The organism is Bacteroides sp. ET489 (assembly GCF_030518095.1).
In the GTDB taxonomy this organism is placed as follows: Bacteria; Bacteroidota; Bacteroidia; order Bacteroidales; family Bacteroidaceae; genus Bacteroides; species Bacteroides ndongoniae.
In genome coordinates this window covers 83,491-106,506 of the sequence record NZ_JAULLJ010000008.1, presented here as the reverse complement: position 1 = coordinate 106,506, position 23,016 = coordinate 83,491, and the positions used below count along the sequence as shown (strand labels likewise).

Here is a 23,016-nt window from a genome sequence, read left to right as displayed (position 1 = left end):
TATGAACAAAAAGAAAATAGGAATACTTATCGCAGCGTTCATGACAGTTTGCGGCGGTGCTTTTGCACAAAGTGCCAGTAGCCTCTGCATCAACGAAGTATTGGTGAACAACAAAGACAACTTCCAGGACGATTATGGCAAGCATAACGCATGGATCGAGATCTTTAACACCTCGTTCGCCACAGTTGATATCCGCAACTGCTATCTGACCAACGATAAGAGAGTATTGGATAAAAGCCTGTCGGCACCCGAACGTGCTGCCATGATGTATCCGATACCCAAGGGAGACGTATTGACCAAGATTCCTCCCCGTCAGCACCTGCTCTTCTGGGCAGACAACGAACCCAAGCGTGGCAACTTCCACCTGAACTTCAAGCTCGATTCTGTTGGTCCGAACTGGATCGCCCTGTACGATGCCAACGGAACTACTTTGCTCGACTCAATCACTATCCCCGCCAATATCCCGGTAGACTGCTCCTACGGTCTGGTAGTAGATGGAGTAAAGGAGAGCGGATGGACAGTCATGGGAATCAACGGCCACTACGTGACACCCAGTACCAACAACAAGACGCTTGACTCCAACGAGAAAATCGATGGCTTCAAGATGAAAGACCCTGTGGGAGTAGGTATGGCAATCATGGCTATGCTTGTTGTGTTCTTTGGTTTGATCCTGCTGTATATTGCCTTCAAGATTGTGGGCAACATTGGTGCAGGCTTCATCAAGCGCAATGCCATGCGTGCACATGGCATTACCGACAAACAGGAAGCCAAGGAAAAAGCCATCGGAACTGAATCAGGAGAAATATTTGCTGCCATCGCCATGGCATTGCACGAGTATCAGGACAATGTACATGACATCGAAGACACCATCCTTACTATTAATAAGGTAAAACGCAACTATTCTCCTTGGAATTCGAAGATCTATACATTGCGTCAAACGCCGCATAAGTAAATCAATACTTACCATAAAAACTAAAGAAAAATGAAACAATATAAGTATAAAATCAATGGTAACCTCTATAACGTTACTGTTAATGATGTAGAAGACAACATTGCACGTGTAGAGGTCAACGGTACTCCCTACAACGTAGAGTTGGACAAGCCCCTGAAAGTTGCTCCCAAACCTATTGTTCGCCCGGCTGCTGCACCTAAGACCGCTACCGGAGCACCTGTCGTTTCACGTCCGGCCGCTCCTGCCAAGAACAGCGGCGTGAAGTCTCCGCTGCCAGGTGTTATCCTCGACATCAAAGTGAAAGAAGGCGATATGGTGAAGAAAGGACAGGTAATCGTTATCCTGGAAGCCATGAAGATGGAAAACAACATCAATGCCGACAGAGACGGAAAAGTTACTGCAATCAAAGTTAACAAAGGTGATTCTGTTCTCGAAGGAACGGATTTAATTATAATCGAATAAGTTTATGGAAGAAGTAAGCTTTTTATCATTTATTGGCGATAACCTGGTCGACTTCTGGGGGTATACGGGATTTGCGAATGCAACTTCCGGACACCTTATCATGATCTTGGTAGGTTTGTTCTTCTTGTTCCTGGCTATCAAGAAGAATTTTGAGCCGATGCTGCTGATTCCTATCGGATTCGGTATTCTGATCGGTAATATCCCGTTCAAGATTGACGCCGGCCTCGAAGTAGGTATCTACGAAGAAGGCTCTGTGCTCAACATCTTGTATCAGGGTGTAAAGACTGGCTGGTATCCGCCGTTGGTATTCCTCGGTATTGGTGCCATGACCGACTTCTCTGCACTGATATCCAACCCGAAACTGATGCTGGTAGGTGCTGCCGCCCAGTTCGGTATCTTTGGTGCCTATATGATTGCCCTTGCATTGGGATTCGAGCCTAACCAGGCTGCCGGTATCGCCATCATCGGTGGCGCCGACGGTCCGACGGCTATCTTCCTTTCTTCCAAGCTGGCTCCCAACCTGATGGGTGCTATTGCCGTATCAGCCTACTCGTACATGGCGCTCGTACCTATCATACAGCCGCCTATCATGCGTTTGCTGACTACCAAAAAGGAAAAACTGATCCGTATGAAACCGGCTCGTGCCGTATCTCATACCGAAAAGATCATGTTCCCCATCATCGGTCTGTTGCTTACCTGCTTCTTGGTACCGTCTGGTCTGCCCCTGCTGGGTATGCTGTTCTTCGGTAACCTGCTGAAGGAAAGTGGCGTAACACGCCGCCTGGCCGAAACAGCCAGCGGTCCGTTGACGGATGCTATCACTAGCTGGGTGTAACGGTAGGTGCTTCTACTCAGGCTTCCGAGTTCCTGACACTGAACACTATCTTCATCTTCTTCCTGGGATTCTGTGCATTCATCATCGCCAGCGCTTCAGGTGTGTTGTTCGTTAAGTTCTTCAACCTGTTCCTGAGAAAGGGTAATAAGATCAATCCGCTTATCGGTAATGCCGGTGTATCTGCCGTTCCGATGTCGGCACGTATCTCGCAGAATGTCGGTCTGGAATACGACCCGACCAACTACCTGCTGATGCACGCCATGGGTCCGAACGTAGCCGGTGTAATCGGTTCGGCCGTAGCAGCCGGTGTGTTGCTGGGATTCCTTATCTAATCAGTAGAGATTATCCGGAAATCTTTTCCGGATCGGAACATAAGTGTTGCACACACTACAGACGCCTTTCCGCTAACTTGCGGAAGGGCGTCTTCTTTTTTACCGTTACCCCACTGCCGGACAAATGTTTTCCCCTTCCATAGCCGTTCCGTCAGCAACCTCCTAAAAACACTGTCTTTTTTTCCCAGTTAGGGAAAAATTCCTGCCCAGTTAGAGAAAATTTTTTTCCCAGTTAGGCAATTATTCTCCCCCAACTGACTACGAAACAGCACACTTCCCTTCCCACCCTGTTCGCAACTGAGGCATACACGTACAAACAATAGTTAAAATATACAAAGCGTATACTACGATAATATCGTAATCGATTTATATTTATTATATTGCAGCAGTTTTACGATCAATCATTTTAATTCATCACATGAAAAAGGTCCTTATTTACCTGCTTCTATCCGCTTTCACTCCATTCCTGAAAGCACAACAAGTACAGTCCATCCAGGAAGCGATGGCCAACTACGATTATGAAAATGCACTGACCCTCATTGCGCACGAAGATTCGCTCACCGTTCCCCTGCTTTATCAGAAAGGAAGGGCACTGAAAGGCCTCGGAAGAAACGCCGAAGCACTGGACGTATTCCGACTGCTCACCGTGCAGGACTCACTCAACCCACGGGCTTACATCGAGGCTGGCGAATGTTACAAGACACTGGGCAAGTTCCAGCCCGCCCTGCAATGCTACCGCCGCGTACTCGATCTGAAGCCCGACCATAAATATGCCCATATTCAGTACATTGGCCAGCTGCTGAACCTGCAGAAGTATCAGGAAGCCTTAGGCGAAAGCACCTCACTGGCCGAGCAGGACAGTTCTGCCACCATACTCCACCTGAAGGCACAAAGCCTGGAAGGACTCTACACCGACCCTAACATCCTGATAGGTGCCTATATGGAGATAAATGACCGCTATCCCGAAGACTACCTCGCCGCCTCGAAGCTGGCAAGCCTGTACATACAGAACAATTACTACGACTATGCCATCGAAACCTGCGAAGACTACCGGAAAACAGACACGACCAATGTCACCATCAACCGTCTGGAAGCCCAGGCATACTGCCTGAACAAAGAATATGCCAAGGCTTTGGAACGCTACCTCCCGTTGCTGGCTCAGGGAGACAGCTCCTTCTACAACTGCTATTACGCAGGCATCAGCCACTATGCCCTGAACCAGCCCTACGAAGCTCACGACCTGCTACAAGCAGCCCGCAAACTGGCTCCCGAACACGTTGACCTGCTCTACTACCTGGGGAAAGCCTGTTCCAAAACGCTATGGAAGGAGAAAGGGGTGGAATATCTGGAAGACGCCATCAGCCTGGCATTTCCCAAAGACAGTGTCGTGGCAAGACTTTATGACGGCCTGGCCGACTGCTGTCGGGAAGCCGGCGAAACACGCAAGCAGATCAAGGCATTGATGCAGCAATACAAATACGCACCACAAGCCCACAACCTGCTCTACAAGGCAGCATTCGCATCGTACTACCATCTGAAGGATATGGACGAAACCGAAAAGTATCTGGAAGCCTACCTCAAGACACGCCCCCAAGACAGTAAGAACAAGCCGCAGGAAATGACCGAGGACGACGATATCATCCTCAACGAGGACAATCGCTACAATGCTGCCGAAGCATGGCTGAATGACTTGCGGAAAAGGAAGAAAGTAGAGAATTTCTTCCATGGCAGCCAAAAAGGAAAGTGACAAACCCACCGAAAAGCAAACGTTTGCATAATAAATCAGGACAGTATTGGCGGAGAACCTAAGTGTTTCTCCGCCAATTGTCTTATATTAGCCGCACAAAAAATCAACCGTAAAATTACTATCATGAAAAAGAAAGTATTCTCGCTTCTAGGAGGCGTACTGCTCTCGCTTGGTACATACGCTTCACCCAACATCGACAAGATTGATCCCCCCTTCTGGTATGCAGGCATGCAGAACCCCGAACTGCAGCTGATGGTCTATGGCGAAGGCATCGGCGACTCCCGCGTCACCGTAGATTATCCGGGCGTATCGCTAAGCAGCATCGTCAAGCTGGAGAGCGATAACTACCTGCTGGTCTATCTGAAACTGGACAAGGACGTACAGCCCGGCAAGATTCCCCTGACCTTTGTACAAGGCAAGAAGAAAACCGTACAGGAATACGAACTGAAGGCACGCGCCATGAAAGGATGTGAACATAAAGGCTTCGACGCTTCGGACGCCCTATACCTGCTGATGCCCGACCGCTTTGCCAACGGCAATCCGGACAACGACCAGGTAGAAGGCATGCTCGACGCCAAAGTAGACCGCAACGACCCGAACGCCCGTCACGGAGGCGACCTGGCCGGCATCGAACAGCATCTGGACTACTTCACCGACCTGGGTATAACCGCTCTGTGGTTTACCCCCGTATTGGAGAACAACATGCAGGGGGGCAGCTACCACGGCTATGCCACTACCGATTACTATAAGGTAGATCCGCGCTTCGGTACCAACGAAGAATACCGCCAGCTGATAGAGAAAGCACACCAGCGCGACATCAAAGTGGTGATGGACATGATTTTCAACCACTGCGGTGTAGACCATGTATGGATCAAGGACATGCCGTCGAAGGACTGGTTCAACAACTCCGACTACCAGAACAACTTTGTGCAGACTTCCTTCAAGCTCACTTCGCACGTCGATCCCTATACCTCGAAGTACGACTTCGACCAAATGAACAACGGTTGGTTTGTCCCCACCATGCCCGATCTGAACCAGAAGAACCCACACGTACTGAGATACCTCATCCAGAACAGCTTCTGGTGGATTGAGTATGCCAACATCGACGGCATCCGCATGGACACCTATCCCTATGCCGACTACGACAGCATGAGCCAGTGGATGAAGGAACTGAACAAAGAATACCCCAACTACAACACGGTGGGCGAAACGTGGGTCACCGAACCTGCCTATACCGCCTGGTGGCAGAAGGACTCCAAACTGTCTGCTCCGAAGAACAGCAACCTGAAGACGGTGATGGACTTCAGCTTCTTCGACAAGATCAACATTGCCAAGAACGAACAGACCGAAACCTGGTTCAAGGGGCTGGACCGCGTATATAACAACTTTGTCTATGACTTCCTCTACCCCAACCCCGCCAGTGTACTGGCTTTCATCGAAAACCACGACACCGACCGCTTCCTGGGCGAAGGACAGAACTTAGCCATGCTGAAGCAGGCCACTACGCTGCTGCTCACCACACGCCGCATCCCGCAGCTGTACTACGGCACGGAAATCATGATGAACGGTGTAAAGACCAAAAGCGACGGATACGTGCGTTGCGACTTCCCCGGCGGATGGGCAGGCGACAAGCAGAATGCCTTTACGGCAGAAGGACGCACCGACCTGCAGAACGAATGCTACAACTTCTACAAGACCATCCTGAACTGGCGCAAGGGTAACGACGTGATTGCCAAAGGCAGCATGACGCAGTTCATGGTGCAGAACGGCGTCTATGCATACGCCCGCCAATACGAAGGAAAAACCGTATTCGTGATGCTGAACGGAACGGACAGCGAAACAACCCTGCCACTGAAGTTCTATAAGGAAATCCTGAAAGACACCAAACAGGGCAAGGACATCCTGACGGGACGTACCATCAGCTTCACCGAAGACCTGAAGATGGCAGCCCGCGAATCGTTAGTCATCGAACTGTAAAACCAGCCCTCCACAAGAGGGAATAGATACGTCAGACGCAGATAAATGCCAATCATACGGTCCGGCAGCAGTCCGGATATTCCAAAGATTTGCATTTACCTGCGTCTGATGTGTCTGTCCATCGGCATGCTACCCACAACGACCTGCTTCCCGGCGGGGAGTCAGGTATCAGGAGCAGCACTCCATTTCCTTGCATACATTGCCCGCCTGCTCACACTCTATCGTACAATGCGAAACTCCGTTCTTGCGGAACGCCTCCTTCAATTCTGTCTTCACACGCTCCATCGCCGAAAGGTCGCCAAGCACCACATGCAGCGTAGCCGCGTTCTCCGTCGTACTGATGGCCCACACATGCAAATGGTGCCAACCTGCCACCCCCGACGTTTCGGATATATCGTGCTTCAGCTTCTCCATGTCAACGCCTTCGGGAACTGCATCCAACGAGAGGAACAGACTCTCTTTCAGCAATCGGTAAGTAGATACCAGAATAATGACGGCAATCACAAGGCTGACAGCCGAATCGATCCAGACCCAATCGGTGAAACTGATGATGACGCCCGAAACAACCACCCCTACCGACACCAACGTATCCATAAGCATGTGCAGGAAAGCGCCGTTGACATTGAGGTCGGCCTTGCGGTCCTTCATCAGCAGCCAGGTGGTCAGTCCGTTGATGACGATACCTGCACCGGCTGTCCACCCGATGGCTTCGCCCGACACGTCTGTCGCATTGCGCAAGCGATAGACGCTTTCAATCACAATAGCCCCTACAGCCACCAGCAGGATGACGGCATTCAGCAGCGAAATCAAGATAGTGGCTTTCTTGTAACCATAGGTGAAGTGCAAACTGGCCGGATGTCGGGCCAGACGAAATGCAATGAGGGCCAGCATCAGGCTGAACACGTCGCTCAGATTGTGTCCGGCATCGGAAAGCAAACCCAACGAATTATAAACAAAGCCGACAATAGCCTCGATAAAAACGAACAGCAGATTCAACGCTATACAGACAATGAATATCTTGTAAAGCGAATCGGTCACTGCATGTGACTCGTGATGATGATGATGTTCCATACAATATATTTATTACTGATTACATTATTCTACCATGCAAAGATACGCTTTTACGAGTACAAGTGTATTTTCCGGCTCAACTTAATGTTGCCCCCATGACACTCACTCCGTCCGCCACCCCATCTTTCAGGAAGCATCCCCCTGCCGTTTGCCATTCCGGCCGGCCATTCCATCCTTCCATTCCTAAAACGAAGCAGGTACTTAATGACAAGCACCGGCATCATACACTGACGCCGGTGCTCATCAAAAAATACCCGCTATACTTACATGCCGGCTGGCATGCGATTGCCTTAAGCCGTGACACATACCGTGCCGACGACTGCAGTGCTTACCACTTTACTTCGTCAGTGGATATGACGCCATCGGCTGCATCTTCGGCCGTAAACGTAGCTCCCTTGTATTGCACGCAAAGCATCACAAGCGGTTCATTTCCATTGTTGCGGACAGACCGCAATCCTGCCGGGGCTACCCTTACCACGCTGCCTTCGGCCACGGGAAAAATCTGTCCGTCCACCTGAAACTCACCTTTTCCTGACAGGAAGAAATACAACTCCTCGTGAGTTTTGTGAGTATGCAGGAAGCCCGTCTCCGTTCCGGGTGCAAACGACTGAAAAGAGAACTCGGCCCCTGTGGCCTTCAAGGCAGCACCGCCGAACACCTTACCCGGGATTTTCATCTCCGGACCCAGTTCCAATACATATTCACCCAATTCGTTCAGCCGACCTACACTGATGGCGCTGAAATTCTTTGCTTCTGCAGTTTTTTCAATCTGTTTCATACGATGTTCTTGTTTATATCAATTACGATTCACGCTGCAAAGTTATCCACTAAAAAACTATTTGTCAAGAAGTTACAAATTCATCCCATACTAACCTTTTCCTCACTATTGCAGAGAATCAGGCAGTTGCGCTAACATAAAAAAATAGAAAAAATATAATGCCTCCGTACAGTCGGTAGTCAGGAAAAAAAATGTTAGCTTTGCCTGCGAAACCCAAGCTAACCCACATCGGAACATGCAGAAAAAAGGAGATACTAATTCGATTATAGAAATCTGTCCCATTCGCAACGTCATTGCACGCTTTGGCGACAAATGGTCTTTTCTCGTCCTGCTCACTATCAACGAGCACAAAGTGATCCGTTTCAACGAGTTGTGCCGAGCCATCCCCGACATATCCCCCAGAATGCTGTCGGGCACGCTCCGAACGCTGGAAGCCGACGGACTGATTTCCAGAAAAGTATATCCCGTCGTTCCGCCCAAAGTGGAATACCGCCTGACTGACATCGGCGATTCACTCATCCCACACATCAACCGACTGACCGAGTGGGCCTTGGAGAATATGCAAAAAATCGTTTCGCACCGCAAACGGTTCGATGAAACGAAATAGACGCATGCATGCAACAATTCATCAATCAACCTCTATAAGATATGAAAGGAAAACTGATTTTCATCACCGGCTCCACCAGTGGAATCGGTGAAGGATGTGCCCGCAAGTTTGCGGCTATGGGAAGCAACCTGATACTGAACGGACGGAATACCGAAAAACTGGAAGCCCTGAAACAGGAACTCACGGCACAGGGCGTGGAAGTGCTCACACTGCCCTTCGACGTGCGCGACCGCCAGGCCATGCAGCGGGCCATAGACTCACTCGAAGGACGCTGGAGGGACATCGACGTGCTGGTGAACAACGCCGGACTGGTCATCGGCATGGACAAGGAATACGAAGGTTCGCTGGACGAGTGGGACGTGGTCATCGACACCAACATCAAGGCCCTTTTGGCCATGACGCGCATGATAGTGCCCGGTATGGTGGAGCGCGGACGCGGACACATTATCAACATCGGCTCCATTGCGGGCGATGCGGCCTATGCCGGAGGCAGCGTCTATTGCGCCACGAAGGCTGCCGTCAAGGCACTGTCCGACGGACTGCGCATCGACTTGGTGGATACGCCCCTGCGGGTGACAAACATCAAGCCCGGCATGGTGGAAACCAATTTCTCCGTGATTCGCTTCCGCGGCGACAAGCAGAAAGCCGACAACGTGTACGACGGCATCCGTCCGCTGACGGGCGACGACATTGCCGACGTAGTCTATTATGCCGCCTCGGCCCCTGAGCACATGCAGATAGCCGAAGTGCTGGTGATGCCTACCTATCAGGCTACGGGAACTATCTGCCATCGGCAGAAATAAGAGTACAATAAACTACATAAATATTACATTTTAGTTATTTTCATTACCCATGAAAACAAATACACTTGAAACTTCACGCCTCGTCCTCCGCCCGTGGAACGAAGATGATGCCCCTTCACTGTACCGATATGCCTGCCACCCGGATATAGGTCCGATTGCCGGATGGCCACCGCATACATCAATAGAAAACAGTCTTGAAATCATCCGTACCATCTTCTCTGCTCCCGAAACTTACGCTGTTGTGTTAAAGGCCACTGGTGAGCCTGTAGGCAGTGTTGGCATCATGTTCAGTGACGGTATGCACAGCGCCACAATGGAACAAGGCGATGCCGAAATCGGATACTGGATAGGGGTACCTTATTGGGGACAGGGGCTGATACCTGAAGCTGTACGTAGTTTACTACACCGTTGTTTTGAAGAACTTAACATACAGACTGTCTGGTGTGGCTATTATGACGGTAATATAAAGTCGTGCCGCGTCATGCAAAAATGTGGATTTACTTTTCACCACACCGAAACTGGAAAAATATCACCGTTGGGCGATGTCCGCACCGAACATTTCATGCGGATGACAAAAGAAGAATGGAATACCCTCAATAACATAAATCTCCCATCCGAAACTTCTAATCATCCCTTATTATGACCGAACTCCGCCAAATCCCCAACATAGGTGCGCAGACCGAGCAGGACCTGATTGCCATGGGCTACACCACCATCGCCTCGCTGCGCAGCAAGCGGGCTGAAGAGCTTTATGCCGAAGAATGCCGACTGCGCGGTTGCCTGATAGACCGCTGCCAACTCTATCTGTACCGCGCCGTAGAATACTTTGTCAATGCCGAAAATCCCGACCCCGACAAATGCAAATGGTGGTTGTGGAAAGATGAATTTGTCGAACCCTCGCCCTGCGGATCCGTATGTACAGAATGCGGCAACTTCCCTACTGCATGCAGCGGATGCCGGAAGATTCGCGGCAAGGTATTCTGGCTCCGGTATACAGACCACGATGTCTGCCCCATCTACCAATGCTGCCGCGAGAAAAGAAAAAAGAACTGCGGTGGCTGCCCCGAACTGCCTTGCCACCGCTTCATGAAAGACCCCACCCTGACGGACGAGGAGAACAATGCCCACCTGAACAGGATGCTGGAACGCCTGCAGGAAGCGGCGAAGAAATAAAGAAATCACCTTTCTGGAAGGTATAAAAGAAAAGTTTCTTATCTTTATCCGCCATTTCAACAGACTAAAGATGAAGAACCAGCCTTGCACCATCCGTCCCCTGCTTCCGGAAGAAACCCACTTGCTGAGCGACTTCCTTTACGAAGCCATCTACCTGCCCGAAGGCACTCCTCCTCCGCCTCGCAGTGTCATCCAGCTGCCCGAGCTGCAAGTCTATATCCGGGACTTCGGCACCCAACCCGACGACCACTGCCTGGTGGCCGAAGCTTCGGGTAAAGTTGTCGGTGCCGTCTGGGTTCGACAGATGAACGACTACGGGCACGTGGACGGGCATACTCCCTCGCTCGCCATCTCCCTCTACAAAGACTTTCGGGGGCATGGCATCGGTACCCGCCTGATGAAAGGAATGCTCGACCTGCTGCACGGCAAAAGCTATCGGCAAGTGTCGCTCTCGGTACAGAAGGCTAATCCTGCCGTCCGCCTCTACACAAAGCTCGGCTTTGAAGCAGTGAAGGAGACGGAAGAAGAATATATCATGGTATGTAACTTATCAACGCACCCACTTATGAAAACCTCGCATCACAGCCCGACGGTCCCTCCCGCCATCACCTTCCGGCCCGCCACCACGGCCGACATCCCCGAACTGAAAAGCCTTTTCTGCAACACCGTGCTGACGGTCAATGCCCGCGACTATACCACTGAGGAAGTAGCCGACTGGGCATCATGCGCCGACCGGCCCGGCCACTGGGAGGAACTGCTTGCCACCCTGCACTTCATCGCTGCCTGCGATGCCGAAGGGCGCATCGTTGGCTTTACCTCCATCCGTAACGATGGCTACCTGCACTCCATGTTCGTCCATAAGGACCATCAGGGAGAAGGCATTGCTACCGCCCTGTTGCAACAGATAGAAGCCTACGCCACGGAGCACGGCATCCGCAAAATAACTTCCGAAGTAAGTATCACCGCCCGTCCCTTCTTCGAACATCAGGGCTATGCCGTCGAACGTGAACAACGCGCACAGGCCAACCGCCTGCAATTGACCAACTATGTAATGAGGAAAGTCCTGCCTTCCTCTCTGGCTACTCAAACGGAGAATAAGCAACAGACTGCACAACAATCAAGCTGTGTCACGCCCCGATTCCGTCTGCGGCCATGGGAAGCATCCGACGTGTCTTCATTGGCAAAATACCTGAACAACAAGAAGATTTGGGATAACTGCCGCGACAGTCTCCCCTTCCCTTATACGGAAGCAGATGCTCACTCTTTCATCGACTATGCAACAAGCCGACAAGAGCCCGGCGAATACTGCATCGAAATAAACGGTGAAGCCGCCGGCAATATCAGCTTTATGCGGAGAACAGATGTGGAACGCTTCAATGCCGAAACCGGCTATTGGCTGGCAGAGCCCTTCTGGAACCAAGGCATTGCCAGCGAAGCCCTGCGCGAAGCCTTGCGACATTATTTAGCTGCGACAGACGTCGTCCGTATCTTTGCCAACGTGTATGAAAGCAACATCGTCTCCATGCGGGTACTCGAAAAAGTCGGTTTCCGTAAGGTCGGCATTCTCCGCAACGCCTGTTTCAAGAACGGCTGCTTTGTAAATGCCCACTATTTTGAACTGCTGAAAGAAGAGTTTGTATGAACATCCAACTCATCACCACCGACAAGAAACGCTTCCTCCCCCTCCTGCTGCTTGCCGACGAGCAGGAGTCTATGATCGACCGCTATCTGGAACGGGGAGATTTGTTCGTCATGTTCGACGCTGAAGCAATCCCCATCTCCGTAGCCGTTGTGACGGACGAGGGAAACGGAGTCCGCGAACTGAAGAACCTGGCCGTTGCACCTGCCTGCCAGCGCAAAGGATATGGCCGGCAGATGGTGGAATACCTTTGCCGATACTATGCCGACGTGTGCCACACGCTACTCGTCGGTACGGGCGAAAGCAGGCAAACTCTCAGCTTTTACGAAAGCTGTGGCTTTACTTATTCGCATACCGTCGCCGACTTCTTTACCCGCAATTACGACCATCCGATTGTGGAAGACGGAAAGGTACTGAAAGATATGATTTACTTGCGGAAAAGCCTGATTGAACTTCGCAACCTTCCTCTTTCTGAACGCACCGACGACCTTATACATACTTTAGTCGGATTATGGGATGCATCGGTACGGGCAAGTCACCATTTCCTGACCGAGGAGGACATCCTGCAGCTCACCCCGTTTGTAGATGAAGCCATCCGAGGCATTACTTCCTTAATTGTATCGTATCAAGGCAGCCTACCGGTTGCTTTCCTGGGCATCGAAGGAGAGAAAATAGAAATGCTATTCGTTTCTCCCAACTGTTTCGGGAAAGGAATAGGTAAACAGCTTGTCCGCACAGCCATCGAACATTATCACATACGCTATGTAGACGTGAACGAGCAGAATCCCCAAGCCGAAGGTTTCTACCGACATCTGGGTTTCCACACCTTTGAGCGAACCGAAACCGACGAACAAGGCAATCCGTTTCCTATTCTGAAAATGAAACTCGAAACAAGCGACAGTAACTTTATCGGCATCTGATTATATCCTATAACCAAAGAATTTACTTATATTTGCAAGCGGAAGAAGTAATTCGTCCATGGCATATTAAGTAAAGAAAGAAGCGTTATGCTTATCTTGTAGTTTGAAAACCTGAGAAACTTTCAAAAAGAGATACAAGGAAAAGCATAGTGGTTCTCACGCTATAGCGTGGGCTGCTATACTCATGTCTGTATCTCAGGTTTTCTCAGGACCTTCAAACTAAGATGTGGCATTGCAGTTCCACGCTTTTGCTTTTAAAAAGATATCCTTATGGCAACTGAAGGATAAAACGTAAAAAAGTAGATACAAATGAAAAACGAAACGAAGCCCATCACCGCCTCCACAGATTACATCGCCGCCTGTGGCCTGTATTGCGGAGCATGTCGTAAATACCTCAACGGTAAGTGTCCGGGATGCCGCCAGAACGACAAGGCAACTTGGTGCAAAATCAGACTGTGCTGCCAATCGAAAGGCTTCCACAGTTGTGCCGAATGCAGTACGGACGTAAAAGCCTGCAAGACGCATAACAATGTGATAGGGAAAATCTTCGCCTTCCTGTTCAACTCTGACCGCGCGGCGTGCATCCGCTACATCCAAGCCAACGGACGCGAAGCTTTCGCCGAAGAAATGACCCGACGGAAAGCGCAAACCATGAAAAAAAGAAAATAAAATGAAAGTTATGGCCCCCAACTATTATGCCGACACCTACACCACAACTGTCCGAAATGCCTGCCGCATGACAGCTGGTGATTTGTTCCACCTGATGTTCGTATGCTATCCTAAACCAGTCCAATATTTGCTAAGGCTACGCGACCAGTTAGTAAAACCGTTTGGATTCCAAAAAGGAGGTGGCTTTACAGAGTTGATACAAGAACAGAGCGAAGAAAGAATTGTTTTCGGCAAGTCGGACAAACATCTGAATTTTCAAGTACGGTTGGAATGCGATGCCCCTGACAACCGCACACAATGCCAATCCATTCGTATAATGACTTCCGTCAGATTCCATAACACTTTGGGCAAAACCTATTTCTTCTTCATCCGTCCTTTCCATTGCCTGATTTGTAAAACCCTGCTGAAACGGGCAGCACGAAACTGGGAGAAGAAAAACAACCCATAAGAAAACCCTAACCGAAAGAAACAATGAAACAGACCGGACAATCGACATTCGAGAAAGTATACCAGATGCCTCTTGACAAAGTCTATCCACTGCTGGTGAATAAAGCCACACGGAAAGGACGTACCCGTGAAGAAGTAGATGAAATAATCGGCTGGCTGACCGGGTACAGCCCCCAGCAAATAGAAGAGTTGCTGAGCCAGCCTACCACCTACGGCGACTTTTTCCGCAACGCCCCGGCTCCCAATCCTGCCCGCAAACTGATTACGGGAAGCATCTGCGGCATCCGGGTGGAAGAGATTCAGGAACCGCTGATGCAGGAAATACGTTACCTGGACAAGCTGGTGGACGAACTGGCCAAAGGCAAACCAATGGAAAAGATTTTAAGAAACTCATAACATACATCAACCAACCATGAACAGAATCATTATCGTAACGGGCGGAGCCGGCGGCATCGGCCGTTGCATTGTAGAACATTTTGCAGCAGAGGGTGACCATGTTTACTTCATCGACATCGACCGCGAAGTGACCCTCAACCAAGTAGAACGGATGCATCAGCTGGGGTATAAAGTGACCGGCTTTGTAGGCGACGTAGCCGACAGGCAGGCACTGGAGGACTTCGCCCAGCTGGTACTCGACGAGCAACCCCAAGGCATCCATTGCCTCATCAACAACGCCTGCCTGACGAACGGAGGCATCCTGACCGACTGCGACTACGACGAATTCCTCTACATTCAGCGCGTGGGCGTGGCGGCTCCTTACATGCTGGCCAAGCTCTTCAAAGACCACTTCTGCGGCATAGGGTCCATCGTAAACATCTCTTCGACCCGTGCCTTCCAGTCGCAACCCAACACCGAGAGCTATACGGCGGCCAAGGGCGGCATTACGGCACTGACCCATGCGCTGGCCGTCAGTCTGTCAGGCGTAGCACGCGTCAACTCAGTGGCTCCCGGCTGGATAGACACCGGTAACTACCACGGCGACCCAAACCAAACCTACACTCCCTTCTACAGCAAGGGCGACATTGACCAGCATCCCTCCAACCGTGTAGGCGAACCGGAGGACATAGCCCGCGTGGTAGCTTTCCTGTGTGACGAGCGCAACTCGTTCATCAACGGCGAGAACATCACCGTGGACGGAGGCATGAGCCGTCTGATGATTTACCACAACGATTACGGTTGGAAGTATCAGCCCACAAAGTTACCCATATACGAATATTTGTTTCCAAATGACCAAGAATAAGCCTTTTCGCTGACACCCGCTTTTCACAGCCAGCCGGAAATAGGACAAAAAAACAACAAAAAAACACCTTGCCGAGGGGAACAACGCTTGCATTTCTCGGCAACAACGCTTGTGTTGCTCGCAAAGATTGCTTGTTTCCGTCCGCAACAAGGCTTGTTATCTGTCCCAAAAAGGCTTGTTTTCCGCCAAAAGAAGGGGAGTTTCCGACGCAAAAGCCTCAGCTTTGCCACGGAAACTCCCCTTTTCGGCTCTGCGGAGCGCTCGCGGGCTCCGTTTTTCTTCTATTTCATTTGTAAGTATTTCGCTATCGTGCTGTCTGCAAGGCAGAAACGTTCCGTTCGCTTCGATTTTCGGCACCGGCCTTTCCCTTGGCCCGAAACAGACGATTCTCAGGCGGTCGGGAAATCAAAATGTCATTTTGACAAAACGGTCGGTTCCCCTGTAGGCCTTACTCCTTCGCCGGAATCTCGGGGATGTAGAGATAGCTGTCGTACCGGCCTCCGGTGTAAATGCAATGCCTTCCCACGTTGTGCGTAGCAGGCGACGTGACTACTTCGGCGGGGTCGGCACACTCGTCGGCATTGCCGCCCAGCGTCATCATCTCCGGCTGCTGGCCGGGCATGTAGGTAAAGTCCTCCTTGGGCACGGTGATGTGTGCCGAGCCGAAAGGTATGGCGGCCTTTTCGGGCTGATAGGCGCCGACCGTCAGTTGCAGTATCTCGCCTTTCTCGAAGAAAAGTCCCATCGGCCAGATTTCAATCTCCACGGGGACAATCTCGCCCGGCTTCAGCTTCTGCACGGTGGTGAAGGGATAGTAAGGCTCGGCTTCGGTTGTGCGGAGCGTATCCAGCTGACGCATGGAGACACGCATCTGTCCGGTAGCGGCAATGCGGTTGCCTGTGCGGTCGGGAATGGGCTGCCCGTCTTTCGACAGTTTCTCCACGCGGACGGACAGGTCCATGTCGTCGTTGTCGGGGGCTGCCACCCACAGGTGCAGCTTCATGTAGCCGGTAATCTCGGTGGGCTTGTCCATGCGGTAACGGTAGTTCACCTGATGACAGTCAGCGGCCGACTGGTATGTGTTGACGTTTTCCTGTTCGGGCAAGGCGGTGAGCAACGTACTGTCCGCAGCCGACAGGTAGAGCTTCCGGTAAACGGTACGTGCCAGCGGAAACTCTTCTTCCGCACGGCCCACAATGTCGTGACCGCCGGGGTTAAGCACCGACAGACGCACTTTCGGAGTCTGCTCCCAACCGTTGTCCAAGCCCTTCAGGTAATGGTCGAAGAAGCGGCGCAGGTCTTCCACGTTTTCGGGTGTATAGTAGTCGAACCACTCCTGCGTGTTGTGCACGCGCAGCCACTTTTCCTTCGACGCCATGCGGCGGTATCCGGCAAAGGTGCCGTGCGTATGCACCGAGTTGGTGTAGCTGGCCACCACGTAGGCCGGTATTTCGATGTTCTCCACACGCGCCGCCTTGTCCTGCCAGTAGTCGCACATCAGCGGCTCTTCGACAATCATGCGCGGCTGGTCTTCCAGCATGCCGTGAGCCGACGAGAAAGTTTCGGCAATCATCTCCGGAAACTCCGGTGTCGGGATGCCGCCCCTTGTACCCGACTCACGATAGTGGTCGCAGAATCCTTCCCACGGAGCGATGGCAGCCAAGTGTTCCGGCCGCTCGGCAGCGATGAACCATTGCGAAACGGTCAGCCACGAGTTGCCCGACATGCCGACCTTGCCCGTACACCAGTCGCGCGAAGCAATCCACTCGATGACGTCGCAACCGTCCAGCGCGTCCTCGTGTCCCCAGTACAGCAGGTTGCCCTCAGACATATAGGCGCCACGCTTGTCCACATTCACGATGGCATACCCGTGGTTCACCCAGTAGGCGGGGTCGGGTCCTTCAAACTTCTCTAATCCCGAAGTGGCCTCTACCGGCACACCGGCCCGCATCGGCACATCGTCCAGCATCTGCCCGCCAATCTCCTTCCCGTAAGGGCTCCACACCAGGATGGCAGGACAGGGTTTGCCATCGGTCGGACGGAACACATCGGCATAGATGGTGACACCGTTGCGCAGTTTGATGGGAACATCTCTTTCCAGCAGAATGTCGCAGGTCAGCGGTTTGGCTCCCTCGCGACGCACACTGCCGGCCTTCAGCACCAGTGTCTCCTGCCGGAAACCCGGATAGCGCACACGGTCTGCACTGACCGGCAAAACCTTGCGCATGGGTACCTTTATCTCCTTGCCGCCGGCATCGTGCAAGGTGACTTCCTGTTGTGCCGCCGCACGCTGCGTGCAGACGGCCAGGAGTGCCAGAACTCCTGTATAAATCCAATGCTTTCTCATATGATTTGCGTTTTTATGAATGACACATTCGTTTGTATTCCGGCGGCAAAGTTCGGCATTCTTCTCCGGAAAACGTTATCAAAACAAGAAACGGAATTCGTTGAATACGAAACAAAAGTCACTCTTGCCGCATCCGGAACTTCACAGGCGAAAGCCCCGTCTTGCGGACAAAGAACTTCCCGAAGACCGACTGGTCGGAGAATCCCAGTTCGTCGGCTATCTCCTTGACGTCAAGGTCGGTACACTCCAACAGTTTCCGGGCGTCGGCACACAGCAGCTCCGAGATGTGGAAACAGACCGTATGCCCGGTAATCTCCTTGACGATGCGCGACAGATAGGTAGTCGATATGTTCAACCGGTCGGCATAGAAGCCGATGTTGTGCTGCTCGCGGTAGTGATGCACCAGCAGACGCTTGAAGTTTCGGAATATCTCGCTCGAACGTTTCACGCAGGTTGCCTCTTCCCGGTTCTTCCCATACAGCGCATCGGCCATCTGCAGCAGCACAAAGCTGCATAAATGTCTGACAGCTCCGTCACGATAGAGCTGCATCGCCTGCAACCTGTCCGCAAACAGCTCCAGCGACTTCTGCAGGTAGCCGGCCTGTACGGCATTCAGCGAAAAGACCGGCAAACGATAGTTTCCGATGAACTGCGACACCTGGTTGTACACCAGCTGCCCTTCGGAAAGGCCGTCGTAATAATCGGGATCGATGTAGAGGCAGACGAAGGAGAAGTCCGCACTCATGCCGTCCAGCGTGGCCGACACACTGGGAGTCACCACCAGCAGCTGCCCCGCCGACAACGCATAAGCATGATAAGCATCGGATACGGTCGCCGTTCCGTTTACGACGAGCCAGAAGTAAAATCCCTTCTCGATCAGTATCTGCCTGTTGTCCGCAAGTGCTTCTTCCGTAAAATAGCCGAAAGGGAATGGCCGCGCCTTTTCCCCCTCTCCCGCCAGTTGCCATGCAGAGATTTCCATAACGATGAGTTTTATTCGGCAAAAGTAAGCAGCGTTTCGTTTTCGACCAAGAAAGGTCGCCTTTTTATGCACCGCAACCGGAAAAAAAGTCAGAACTTTGCCGACGATTCAACAAAACACATCCATTATTATGCAAGTATATAAGTCCAGGCGTTTCCTGCTGTTCGTTATTTCCCTGTTCATCAATGCTTTTGGCATTGCCTTCATCACCAAAGCCCTGCTGGGCACCTCGCCCATCACCAGCGTCACCTACGTGCTGAGCATGTTCACTCCTTATACCATAGGCATATGGACCATCCTGCTCAACCTGCTGTTCGTCGTCCTCGAACCCCTCCTGATGACGCGCAAAGAGCTGAAAGCCGACTGGCAAATGTATGCGCTGCAGATACCCATCGCCTGCTGCTTCGGACTGTTCATCGACTTCTCCATGTTCATCCTCTTCTGGCTTCACCCGTCCACCTACGTAGGACAGGTCGTAGCCCTGCTGGTGGGCTGCGTCATTCTGGCCTTGGGCATCGCACTGGAAGTCAAGGCGAACGTAGCCATGATGGCCGGCGAATATTTTGTCAACGTCATCACCAAGCGCTTCCACGGTAACTTCGGCTTTGTCAAGTTGGGCTTCGATGTCAGCCTGCTGGTCATTGCCTGTCTGCTGTCGCTCTTTTTCCTTTCGGACATCGAAGGCGTGCGCGAAGGTACGGTAGTGGCCGCCTTGGCCGTCGGCCCGATAGTCCACTTCGTCAGTCCCTACTACCGCTTCTTAGACAAGTGGATTGGCAGTCCCGACCAACTGAAGAAGACCACCGCAAGAAGCAGCCGCCACATCATCATCACCATTGCTCGCGAGTACGGAAGCGGCGGGCACCTGCTGGGCGAAATGTTGTCGAAGGAATTAGGCATCCGCCTGTACGACAAAGAGTTCATCCACCTCGCCGCCCAGCGCAGTAACATGGACGAGCAGTACATCGCCAAGAACGAACAGTCCATTCCCTCCTTCTGGCTGAAGTGCATCCTCTCCAAAAACAGCGAACAACCGTTGGAGTCCAGCCTTTCGCCCGAAGACGTACTGTTCGTAGCCGAAAGCAAAATCATACAGGAACTAGCCGCGAAAGGCCCCTGTATCATTGTAGGCCGCTGTGCCGACTTTGTACTGAAAGACGAACCGAACGTACTGAAGGTATTCTGCTATTGCGACCAGCCAAGCGCCCTTGACCGCTGCATCGGCCAGTACAACATCCCCCGTGACAAAGCCGAAGCCGAAATACGCCGCATCAACCGCAACCGCATCCACCACTACGAATATTATACAGGCAACAAATGGGCCGACCCGCACCATTATCACCTGATGATCAACACCGGAAGCATCGGTCTGCAAGAAGCCTGTCAGCTGATCAAAGACCTCTATCACCGATTTCCCCAACCGGCTTCACACGAATAACCGCCTGTCGTCCGACCGGCCGAGTGCCTCAGGTACAGACACAAAAAAAGCTGCTCCCACAAGGGGAAGCAGCTTCCTTTTCTATTTTAAAAACTGGTTGAGAAAGATTATTCAGCCAACTTGCCGTCTGAACCCAGCACATTGATGATTTTGTGCTTGTACATCTTCTCCATGTTGTCACGAGCCGGACCCAGATATTTACGCGGATCGAACTCTCCCGGTTTCTCAGCCAGCACCTTGCGGATAGCAGCAGTCATGGCCAGACGAGAGTCTGAGTCGATATTGATCTTGCAAACAGCCGACTTGGCAGCCTTACGCAACTCGTCTTCGGGGATACCGATAGCAGCTTCCAGCTTGCCACCATATTTGTTGATAGTATCCACTTCTTCCTGAGGAACTGAAGAAGATCCGTGCAAAACGATGGGGAAGCCCGGCAGTTTCTCCATAACGGCGTCGAGTACATCGAAAGCCAAAGGAGGAGGAACCAGACGGCCGGTAGCCGGATCAACGTGACATTGTTCGGGTTTGAACTTGTAAGCACCGTGAGAAGTACCGATAGAGATAGCCAAGCTGTCGCAACCGGTGCGAGTAGCAAAGTCGATAACCTCTTCAGGGTCAGTATAAGTATGATGCTCAGCAGAAACTTCATCTTCTACACCGGCCAATACACCCAGCTCGCCTTCTACAGTTACATCAAACTGATGAGCGTAGTCAACAACCTTCTTCGTCAAAGCTACGTTCTCTTCGTAAGGCAGGTGAGAACCGTCGATCATTACAGAAGAGAAGCCCATGTCGATGCAAGACTTGCAAAGTTCGAAGCTGTCACCGTGGTCCAGGTGGAGCACAATTTCAGGATGAGCGCAACCCAGTTCCTTAGCATATTCTACAGCACCTTCAGCCATGTAGCGCAGCAATGTAGCATTGGCATAGTTACGTGCGCCTTTGGAAACCTGCAGGATAACCGGAGATTTAGTTTCAACGGCAGCCTTTACGATGGCCTGCAATTGCTCCATATTGTTGAAGTTGAAAGCCGGGATGGCATATCCACCTTTAATGGCACGAGCAAACATATCTCTTGTGTTCACAAGGCCTAATTCTTTGTAATTAACCATTTTGTTTAAAAGTTTATTGTTAGTGAATTAAAATTCTGTGCAAAAGTAAACATTCTCATTCAAATTGCGGACACCTACCCCGATAAAAAAACTCCTCAAACAAAAGAAAAACAAACATTTTTCAAGTGTTTGAAGAGTTTTAACAAAAGATTGTAAAGTCCATGTTGCAAAGTTTGCCCCCGTCAACAGCCGGTTGCCGCAACAGTACTTTCTGTCATTTTCTTAAATAAATAATGGTAGGCAGATGGTCGCTGTAGCCGTTCAGCCACGTGCGCCCGCCGTGCGTACGCAAAGGCGAACCTTTGTACTTGCCGTCCTGCTGTATCAGGTAATCGCGCAGGAACACTTCGCTGTGGTCGAAACGCAGTCCGCGGCGCTTCTTCAGAAGCGGTTTCGACAGGACAATCTGGTCGAACAGATTCCACTTACCACGGTAGAGCAGTGTTCCCACTCCCTTGTCCTCCAGCGTCTCCCACCAGGGATTATAGAATTCATCCTTCTTCACCTCTTTCTTATATTTACGTGCGCCCAGCGTCTGCATGCTTTCATCCATCGGGTCGTCGTTCATGTCGCCCATCACAATCAGCTTCAGCTTCCGGTATTCATGCTGCAAGGAGTCGGCCAACACCCGCACCTGGCGTGCTGCGTGTACCCGCACCGGCGACTTTGCTCCACGCGAAGGCCAGTGATTGACGATGACACACACCCGCTCACCGGCCAATCTGCCCTCCACAATCAGGAAGCCGCGTGTCAGATGCACCGTGTCGCCCTGATAAGGTTCGGACAGTACCAGCTTCGACGTATTCACCTCGAACTGTTGCGGATCGTAAAGCAACGCACAATCGATGCCCCGTTTGTCGGGACCTTCGTAATGGATAAACTTATAGTGAGACATGGGAGGCTGTTTCAGCAGGTCGGTCAGCACCCGGCTGTTTTCTACTTCGGCCACTCCGATAAAGGCCGGTCCCTCTTCGACCACGTCGCGCGACAGCGACGACAGCACCTTGGCCATGTTCTCCAGTTTAGCCTCGTACTTCTTCGAATTCCACTTATAACTGCCGTCGGGCAAGAAATCGTAATCGTTCTTACCTTCATCATGAATGGTATCAAACAGATTCTCAAGATTATAAAACGCTACGCTGTACAAATCGCGCTTCGTGTTCTGCGCTTCCGCCACAACCAGACAGAAAGTGAACATCCATAGAAAGAACAGTCTTTTCATATTAATAAAACAACTTAAGTTAGTGAAATTCAGGAGCAGTGCTACCAGCCCAAGGCGGGTGTATCAAACGAAGAAATTGCTTCCTTCAGGCACGGACACGCAGTCCGGTCAAACAGCCTTCAACTCCTGTTTCAGGTGCAAAAAAAAGAAATAAAACGAGATAAACCTATTTTTTAGCCGAACTTTTTTTCTGTTTCAATAAATAGCACTATCTTTGCAGCCTGAAAAGTAAAGATAGACCATTACACTATTTATTACCAAGA

21 protein-coding genes and 4 pseudogenes are annotated in these 23,016 nt (G+C 51.3%); 19 read left to right on the top strand and 6 right to left on the bottom strand.

The features are described 5' to 3' along the window. The first annotated feature begins 1 nt into the window (after position 1). The 5 genes and pseudogenes from Q3C19_RS06710 to Q3C19_RS06690 all read left to right on the top strand — a co-directional run bounded on the left by Q3C19_RS06710 (position 2) and on the right by Q3C19_RS06690 (position 6,305). Positions 2-952, top strand: coding sequence for an OadG family transporter subunit (locus Q3C19_RS06710; protein ID WP_071149117.1), 951 nt, complete (start codon positions 2-4; stop codon positions 950-952). A gap of 30 nt (positions 953-982) precedes the next feature. Beyond that, entirely contained in the window at positions 983-1,414 is a 432-nt protein-coding gene (locus tag Q3C19_RS06705; RefSeq protein ID WP_022162260.1) for a biotin/lipoyl-containing protein, read from the top strand. Positions 1,415-1,418: 4 nt separating this feature from the next. After that, a pseudogene (locus Q3C19_RS06700) lies at positions 1,419-2,581 on the top strand (sodium ion-translocating decarboxylase subunit beta). Positions 2,582-2,999: 418 nt separating this feature from the next. Beyond that, positions 3,000-4,328, top strand: a complete 1,329-nt coding sequence (locus Q3C19_RS06695; protein WP_302728113.1) for a tetratricopeptide repeat protein — start codon at positions 3,000-3,002, stop codon at positions 4,326-4,328. A 123-nt stretch (positions 4,329-4,451) separates the two neighbouring features. Then, on the top strand, positions 4,452-6,305 hold the full coding sequence (locus Q3C19_RS06690; RefSeq protein WP_302728111.1) for a glycoside hydrolase family 13 protein: 1,854 nt from the start codon (positions 4,452-4,454) through the stop codon (positions 6,303-6,305). Between the two features lie 168 nt (positions 6,306-6,473). On the opposite strand, the gene Q3C19_RS06685 is transcribed toward Q3C19_RS06690, so the two are convergent. Next, the gene (locus Q3C19_RS06685) at positions 6,474-7,376 is read right to left on the bottom strand and encodes a cation diffusion facilitator family transporter (RefSeq protein WP_277122262.1); all 903 of its coding nucleotides are present in this window, start codon (positions 7,374-7,376) and stop codon (positions 6,474-6,476) included. 328 nt (positions 7,377-7,704) lie between these two features. Beyond that, positions 7,705-8,154, bottom strand: coding sequence for a cupin domain-containing protein (locus tag Q3C19_RS06680; RefSeq protein WP_071149113.1), 450 nt, complete (start codon positions 8,152-8,154; stop codon positions 7,705-7,707). Positions 8,155-8,389: 235 nt separating this feature from the next. Between Q3C19_RS06680 and Q3C19_RS06675 the strand changes: the two genes are divergently transcribed. The 13 genes and pseudogenes from Q3C19_RS06675 to Q3C19_RS06615 all read left to right on the top strand — a co-directional run bounded on the left by Q3C19_RS06675 (position 8,390) and on the right by Q3C19_RS06615 (position 15,652). Beyond that, a complete protein-coding gene (locus Q3C19_RS06675; RefSeq protein WP_277122259.1) occupies positions 8,390-8,761 on the top strand; it encodes a helix-turn-helix domain-containing protein in 372 nt (123 codons plus the stop codon). Positions 8,762-8,802: 41 nt separating this feature from the next. Further along, positions 8,803-9,564 carry an SDR family NAD(P)-dependent oxidoreductase gene (locus Q3C19_RS06670; protein ID WP_071149111.1) on the top strand — a complete coding sequence of 254 codons (762 nt, stop codon included), beginning with the start codon at positions 8,803-8,805 and terminating at the stop codon, positions 9,562-9,564. Positions 9,565-9,613: 49 nt separating this feature from the next. Continuing rightward, the gene (locus Q3C19_RS06665) at positions 9,614-10,207 is read left to right on the top strand and encodes a GNAT family N-acetyltransferase (RefSeq protein WP_022162252.1); all 594 of its coding nucleotides are present in this window, start codon (positions 9,614-9,616) and stop codon (positions 10,205-10,207) included. Then, a complete protein-coding gene (locus Q3C19_RS06660; protein ID WP_302728105.1) occupies positions 10,204-10,737 on the top strand; it encodes a helix-hairpin-helix domain-containing protein in 534 nt (177 codons plus the stop codon). Before Q3C19_RS06665 ends, Q3C19_RS06660 begins: the two co-directional genes overlap by 4 nt. 70 nt (positions 10,738-10,807) lie before the next feature. Continuing rightward, positions 10,808-11,287 (top strand): annotated as a pseudogene (locus tag Q3C19_RS06655) (N-acetyltransferase family protein); the annotation flags it as partial. A 15-nt stretch (positions 11,288-11,302) separates the two neighbouring features. Beyond that, positions 11,303-11,803: pseudogene (locus Q3C19_RS06650) on the top strand (GNAT family N-acetyltransferase); the annotation flags it as partial. 78 nt (positions 11,804-11,881) lie between these two features. Continuing rightward, positions 11,882-12,379 (top strand): GNAT family N-acetyltransferase, encoded by a 498-nt coding sequence (locus tag Q3C19_RS06645; protein ID WP_302728178.1) that lies wholly within the window; start codon positions 11,882-11,884, stop codon positions 12,377-12,379. Continuing rightward, positions 12,376-12,822 (top strand): annotated as a pseudogene (locus tag Q3C19_RS06640) (GNAT family N-acetyltransferase); the annotation flags it as partial. The gene Q3C19_RS06645 and the pseudogene Q3C19_RS06640, both read left to right, overlap by 4 nt. Next, positions 12,799-13,296 (top strand): GNAT family N-acetyltransferase, encoded by a 498-nt coding sequence (locus Q3C19_RS06635; RefSeq protein ID WP_302728176.1) that lies wholly within the window; start codon positions 12,799-12,801, stop codon positions 13,294-13,296. The pseudogene Q3C19_RS06640 and the gene Q3C19_RS06635, both read left to right, overlap by 24 nt. 309 nt (positions 13,297-13,605) lie before the next feature. Beyond that, positions 13,606-13,965, top strand: coding sequence for a DUF3795 domain-containing protein (locus Q3C19_RS06630; protein WP_277122253.1), 360 nt, complete (start codon positions 13,606-13,608; stop codon positions 13,963-13,965). Between the two features lies 1 nt (position 13,966). Further along, positions 13,967-14,413 (top strand): DUF2867 domain-containing protein, encoded by a 447-nt coding sequence (locus Q3C19_RS06625; protein ID WP_071149107.1) that lies wholly within the window; start codon positions 13,967-13,969, stop codon positions 14,411-14,413. Between the two features lie 23 nt (positions 14,414-14,436). Beyond that, positions 14,437-14,808 (top strand): DUF2200 domain-containing protein, encoded by a 372-nt coding sequence (locus tag Q3C19_RS06620; protein WP_302728100.1) that lies wholly within the window; start codon positions 14,437-14,439, stop codon positions 14,806-14,808. Positions 14,809-14,824: 16 nt separating this feature from the next. Next, positions 14,825-15,652 (top strand): SDR family oxidoreductase, encoded by an 828-nt coding sequence (locus tag Q3C19_RS06615; protein ID WP_302728098.1) that lies wholly within the window; start codon positions 14,825-14,827, stop codon positions 15,650-15,652. A gap of 448 nt (positions 15,653-16,100) precedes the next feature. On the opposite strand, the gene Q3C19_RS06610 is transcribed toward Q3C19_RS06615, so the two are convergent. Then, on the bottom strand, positions 16,101-17,999 hold the full coding sequence (locus tag Q3C19_RS06610) for a CocE/NonD family hydrolase (protein ID WP_302728096.1): 1,899 nt from the start codon (positions 17,997-17,999) through the stop codon (positions 16,101-16,103). A gap of 118 nt (positions 18,000-18,117) precedes the next feature. Beyond that, entirely contained in the window at positions 18,118-18,981 is an 864-nt protein-coding gene (locus tag Q3C19_RS06605) for a helix-turn-helix domain-containing protein (RefSeq protein ID WP_083380915.1), read from the bottom strand. 130 nt (positions 18,982-19,111) lie between these two features. Here Q3C19_RS06605 and Q3C19_RS06600 point away from each other — a divergent pair, with 130 nt between their 5' ends. Continuing rightward, on the top strand, positions 19,112-20,419 hold the full coding sequence (locus Q3C19_RS06600; protein WP_302728093.1) for a cytidylate kinase family protein: 1,308 nt from the start codon (positions 19,112-19,114) through the stop codon (positions 20,417-20,419). 107 nt (positions 20,420-20,526) lie between these two features. Here Q3C19_RS06600 and Q3C19_RS06595 read toward each other — a convergent pair whose 3' ends face one another. After that, complete coding sequence (locus Q3C19_RS06595; RefSeq protein ID WP_302728091.1) at positions 20,527-21,531, bottom strand: class II fructose-bisphosphate aldolase; 1,005 nt, start codon at positions 21,529-21,531, stop codon at positions 20,527-20,529. A 214-nt stretch (positions 21,532-21,745) separates the two neighbouring features. Further along, positions 21,746-22,753 carry an endonuclease/exonuclease/phosphatase family protein gene (locus Q3C19_RS06590; RefSeq protein ID WP_302728089.1) on the bottom strand — a complete coding sequence of 336 codons (1,008 nt, stop codon included), beginning with the start codon at positions 22,751-22,753 and terminating at the stop codon, positions 21,746-21,748. Between the last annotated feature and the right edge of the window lie 263 nt (positions 22,754-23,016).

Excerpts from the sequence above, each read along its gene's own strand:
- Q3C19_RS06710 (WP_071149117.1), top strand. The coding sequence starts at position 2 with ATGAACAAAAAGAAAATAGGAATACTTATCGCAGCGTTCATGACAGTT.
- Q3C19_RS06705 (WP_022162260.1), top strand. The coding sequence starts at position 983 with ATGAAACAATATAAGTATAAAATCAATGGTAACCTCTATAACGTTACT.
- Q3C19_RS06695 (WP_302728113.1), top strand. The coding sequence starts at position 3,000 with ATGAAAAAGGTCCTTATTTACCTGCTTCTATCCGCTTTCACTCCATTC.
- Q3C19_RS06690 (WP_302728111.1), top strand. The coding sequence starts at position 4,452 with ATGAAAAAGAAAGTATTCTCGCTTCTAGGAGGCGTACTGCTCTCGCTT.
- Q3C19_RS06685 (WP_277122262.1), bottom strand. The coding sequence starts at position 7,376 with ATGGAACATCATCATCATCACGAGTCACATGCAGTGACCGATTCGCTT.
- Q3C19_RS06680 (WP_071149113.1), bottom strand. The coding sequence starts at position 8,154 with ATGAAACAGATTGAAAAAACTGCAGAAGCAAAGAATTTCAGCGCCATC.
- Q3C19_RS06675 (WP_277122259.1), top strand. The coding sequence starts at position 8,390 with ATGCAGAAAAAAGGAGATACTAATTCGATTATAGAAATCTGTCCCATT.
- Q3C19_RS06670 (WP_071149111.1), top strand. The coding sequence starts at position 8,803 with ATGAAAGGAAAACTGATTTTCATCACCGGCTCCACCAGTGGAATCGGT.
- Q3C19_RS06665 (WP_022162252.1), top strand. The coding sequence starts at position 9,614 with ATGAAAACAAATACACTTGAAACTTCACGCCTCGTCCTCCGCCCGTGG.
- Q3C19_RS06660 (WP_302728105.1), top strand. The coding sequence starts at position 10,204 with ATGACCGAACTCCGCCAAATCCCCAACATAGGTGCGCAGACCGAGCAG.
- Q3C19_RS06635 (WP_302728176.1), top strand. The coding sequence starts at position 12,799 with ATGATTTACTTGCGGAAAAGCCTGATTGAACTTCGCAACCTTCCTCTT.
- Q3C19_RS06630 (WP_277122253.1), top strand. The coding sequence starts at position 13,606 with ATGAAAAACGAAACGAAGCCCATCACCGCCTCCACAGATTACATCGCC.
- Q3C19_RS06625 (WP_071149107.1), top strand. The coding sequence starts at position 13,967 with ATGAAAGTTATGGCCCCCAACTATTATGCCGACACCTACACCACAACT.
- Q3C19_RS06620 (WP_302728100.1), top strand. The coding sequence starts at position 14,437 with ATGAAACAGACCGGACAATCGACATTCGAGAAAGTATACCAGATGCCT.
- Q3C19_RS06615 (WP_302728098.1), top strand. The coding sequence starts at position 14,825 with ATGAACAGAATCATTATCGTAACGGGCGGAGCCGGCGGCATCGGCCGT.
- Q3C19_RS06610 (WP_302728096.1), bottom strand. The coding sequence starts at position 17,999 with ATGAGAAAGCATTGGATTTATACAGGAGTTCTGGCACTCCTGGCCGTC.
- Q3C19_RS06605 (WP_083380915.1), bottom strand. The coding sequence starts at position 18,981 with ATGGAAATCTCTGCATGGCAACTGGCGGGAGAGGGGGAAAAGGCGCGG.
- Q3C19_RS06600 (WP_302728093.1), top strand. The coding sequence starts at position 19,112 with ATGCAAGTATATAAGTCCAGGCGTTTCCTGCTGTTCGTTATTTCCCTG.
- Q3C19_RS06595 (WP_302728091.1), bottom strand. The coding sequence starts at position 21,531 with ATGGTTAATTACAAAGAATTAGGCCTTGTGAACACAAGAGATATGTTT.
- Q3C19_RS06590 (WP_302728089.1), bottom strand. The coding sequence starts at position 22,753 with ATGAAAAGACTGTTCTTTCTATGGATGTTCACTTTCTGTCTGGTTGTG.